Origin of the sequence: Nostoc sp. UIC 10607 (genome assembly GCF_047228265.1) — a bacterium.
In the GTDB taxonomy this organism is placed as follows: domain Bacteria; phylum Cyanobacteriota; class Cyanobacteriia; order Cyanobacteriales; family Nostocaceae; genus Nostoc; species Nostoc foliaceum_A.
Genome location: NZ_JBIQNW010000154.1, coordinates 1 through 2,892 on the forward strand (window position 1 = coordinate 1; position 2,892 = coordinate 2,892).

The 2,892-nt window shown below is 42.6% G+C and carries 5 protein-coding genes; 1 reads left to right on the forward strand and 4 read right to left on the reverse strand.

Features of this window, described 5'->3' with window-relative positions:
• Positions 1–181: 181 nt before the first annotated feature.
• From ACEYW6_RS35910 to ACEYW6_RS35925, 4 genes are all read right to left on the reverse strand, one after another.
• The gene (locus ACEYW6_RS35910; protein ID WP_412983562.1) at positions 182–322 is read right to left on the reverse strand and encodes a hypothetical protein; all 141 of its coding nucleotides are present in this window, start codon (positions 320–322) and stop codon (positions 182–184) included.
• 89 nt (positions 323–411) lie between these two features.
• Positions 412–843 carry a hypothetical protein gene (locus tag ACEYW6_RS35915; RefSeq protein WP_412983563.1) on the reverse strand — a complete coding sequence of 144 codons (432 nt, stop codon included), beginning with the start codon at positions 841–843 and terminating at the stop codon, positions 412–414.
• A 32-nt stretch (positions 844–875) separates the two neighbouring features.
• Positions 876–1,010, reverse strand: coding sequence for a hypothetical protein (locus tag ACEYW6_RS35920; protein ID WP_277926787.1), 135 nt, complete (start codon positions 1,008–1,010; stop codon positions 876–878).
• Between the two features lie 481 nt (positions 1,011–1,491).
• The gene (locus ACEYW6_RS35925) at positions 1,492–1,716 is read right to left on the reverse strand and encodes a hypothetical protein (protein WP_412983564.1); all 225 of its coding nucleotides are present in this window, start codon (positions 1,714–1,716) and stop codon (positions 1,492–1,494) included.
• Between the two features lie 888 nt (positions 1,717–2,604).
• Between ACEYW6_RS35925 and ACEYW6_RS35930 the strand changes: the two genes are divergently transcribed.
• On the forward strand, positions 2,605–2,892 hold a 288-nt coding region (locus tag ACEYW6_RS35930), incomplete at its 3' end, for a hypothetical protein (protein ID WP_412983565.1).

The window sequence follows — 2,892 nt, forward strand, 5'->3', positions numbered from 1 at the left end:
ATGTCTGCATAACGTGTTAAGATTGTCTGTACCCACAATGCTTACACAGCAAGGGTTCTGACTAGTGGTTAGAATAGTGCATAAACTCATAACAGTATGTATATGCTATCCTGTTATCTATTTAATTAAGTTTATTAACAGGTTATAAATCAAAGCTCACAGGCTATAACAGTTTTATATATTAACAGGTTATTAATTTATCGCGTCTCTCGCGTTCGCTGTGGTGACGTTGGTGGTCTTGACTGGCAACTGCGTTGCCTGACCGACGGCGGCGTTGCCGCGTCTCCCTGCGATCGCTGTGGTGATGTTCGCGGCGTAACATTAGCAGCGTGGTGACATCTCCCTGTGATAGCGTACCCGCCCTTTCCGGTGGCGATCGCCTACCGAGCGGTTACATCATCGCTTTAATAGTTATGTTTTATTATTTTCTTCTGGCATAACTCCTATGAGCGCGTTTTCTATCTCATCAAGTGCTTTATCAAGCGCGTCTAACCGCTTGCGATTTTCCCACTCTTGATATGCGACCGCGACCTCTGAATCAGTTCCTAGCCCTGTGCTACTGCCTACCCTGCCTATGTGTTGGTGACAGGTATACTCTGGGTTCTTACCGCGCTTCACAATCCCTTTTAGCCTAGCTTTTGGGTTCCTCTTGAAAATTGGCTCATTAGCTTGCCATTTTGCGTATACATACCAGTAGATTTCACCATCTTTTTTGTATTTTTTGCGTACCTCATACTGATGAATCCAGACCCCAGATTCAGACATTGGTTCATTGACCAGATGCTGCCTGATTTCCTTTAATTGTTGAAGCTTCTCTATGATTTGGTCAATGCGATCTGTCATGGTAGTTACAAGAGTTATGCCTATTGAAAATTTTAAGGCATAACTACTTTAACTGCGAAGCGGTGTCCGCGATGGCTACACCCGCCAAAGGCATCGCCTACCGAGCGCGAGAGCATCTCTAAGACGGCTGGCAATTTCCCCAGGTGTGTATGGCAGCTACGCTCCATATTGCATCTATCCGGTTAGACATTTTTACTAACTAGTTTTGAGATTGATAACAGGTTGTGAATATTGGCTAGGAGGTGAACTGCGATCGCGATGCCTTTGGCCGCAAGCTACGCAAATACAAGGGTGATAAAGCGAGGTTAACAACGATAAAAGAGATCGCTGTTAACCTCGCTTTTTGATCAGTCTATACAGTTAGTGCCAGCATACTAGCATTATTGTATTAAACCTACCAATTTCCTAACTGCGCTGCTGACTCAGCGCTTTCCTTATCTGACTATCTTTTCATATTTCAAGACTTAAGTTATTAAATCTCACCTTATATTTGATATTTGACTGGCAACTGCGTTGCCTACCCGACGGCGGCGTTGCCGCGTCTCCCCACTGGCATAACCGCGCCACCATCTCAATTTTGTACTGCTTTGCCAATGCTGGCTTTTATACAAAATTGGTAGTCACCACTGAGAAGAGCGGCATTTTGTATCAAGTTCTGATACCGTAGTCACGCCCTCTATATAAATAGATATTAATCATCATGACTACCAAATTCATCGTGACTACCAAACCATGACTACCAAACCCCAAATCCCCAATCTCAATTCTTGGCTTGGCTACGGGCAACCACTTCATTTCTGTACTAGCTTGGCAATGCTGGTTTTTATACGGTTTTTGGTAGTCACCACTGAGAATAGCCGTATTTTGTATCAAACTCTGATACCGTAGTCACGCCTTCTATATAAATAGATATTAACTATCATGACTACCAAATCTATTATGACTACCAGACCATGACTACCAAAACCCTAAACCTCCAATATATTTTTAGGCTATTGGGCCACCAGGGCAGGGCGATCGCTCCTACTCCCTCGACACTAGCTTGACTGTATTGAACATTAGACGTTAGACGTTAGGTGTTGGGGAAGAGGCGATGCCAAAGGCAAGCTACGCTCTACTCCCCTGGTGGCCCGATTAAACATTGAAGATTAGGGATTGGGTGAAATGGGCGTTGTCATTCCATCTGTGAAACCTGATCTGGTTTTGTCGTTCTTTTGTCGTTCTTTTGTAGTCAATTTGAGCTGATTGCGATCGCCTCTGCCATCTCACCCAATACTGCTAAAATAATTTTTTACTCGAAATTTTCATTTTTTCGCCTCAAACGCCATGCAAAAATGGCTGAAATTGAAGTTACCCAAAATAAGCGTAGTGGGTACGGTTATTTTATTCTTTAATCGAAGAATTGTTGCAGACAAAAAATAGCGATTCCCCAAACTAGTCCTAGAGCAGTCCTAGAACAGTCGTAGACTAGTCGTAGAGAAATTAGCAATTGCTCCCCGTGATTCCCCAAACTAGTCATACAGCAGTCCTAGAGCAGTCGCAGACTAGTCCTAGAACAGTCCTAGAGAAAATGTAGTTTGGTATACAATTTTGTTATTTAAAATCCACTAACTACATAAACTTAGTGGTGATTATGACTGAGTTTGTAAAGGAAAATATTTCGGTTAGACTTTAATTCAGTTCTGCATTTTGATTCTGCAAAGTGATATTGCTCCCGCGACGCTGCTGTGATTAATCCACACAAACTTTTGCATAACAAAAATGAAACAGAGCCAACAAGTAATTCTTTCAATTAAGCGAAGGGTAGACACTATCGACGGGCAGATAATTAGTTATCTGAAAACAGAACCTTTTGGTTTAGGCAACTTACCTCAAATAGTGATGTTGACCCTCAAACAATATTGGTTGCCTTTCACCATCTCTGCTGATTCCGTCGATGGTGAAGAACTCAGGCAGAAGGCAATTTGGTCAATTAAAAAATTAGAAGCACAGGCGGCTTTGATTCGTGAGGTTTTTCTGGAATCTCATGTCAAAGACGACGCTGGTGAT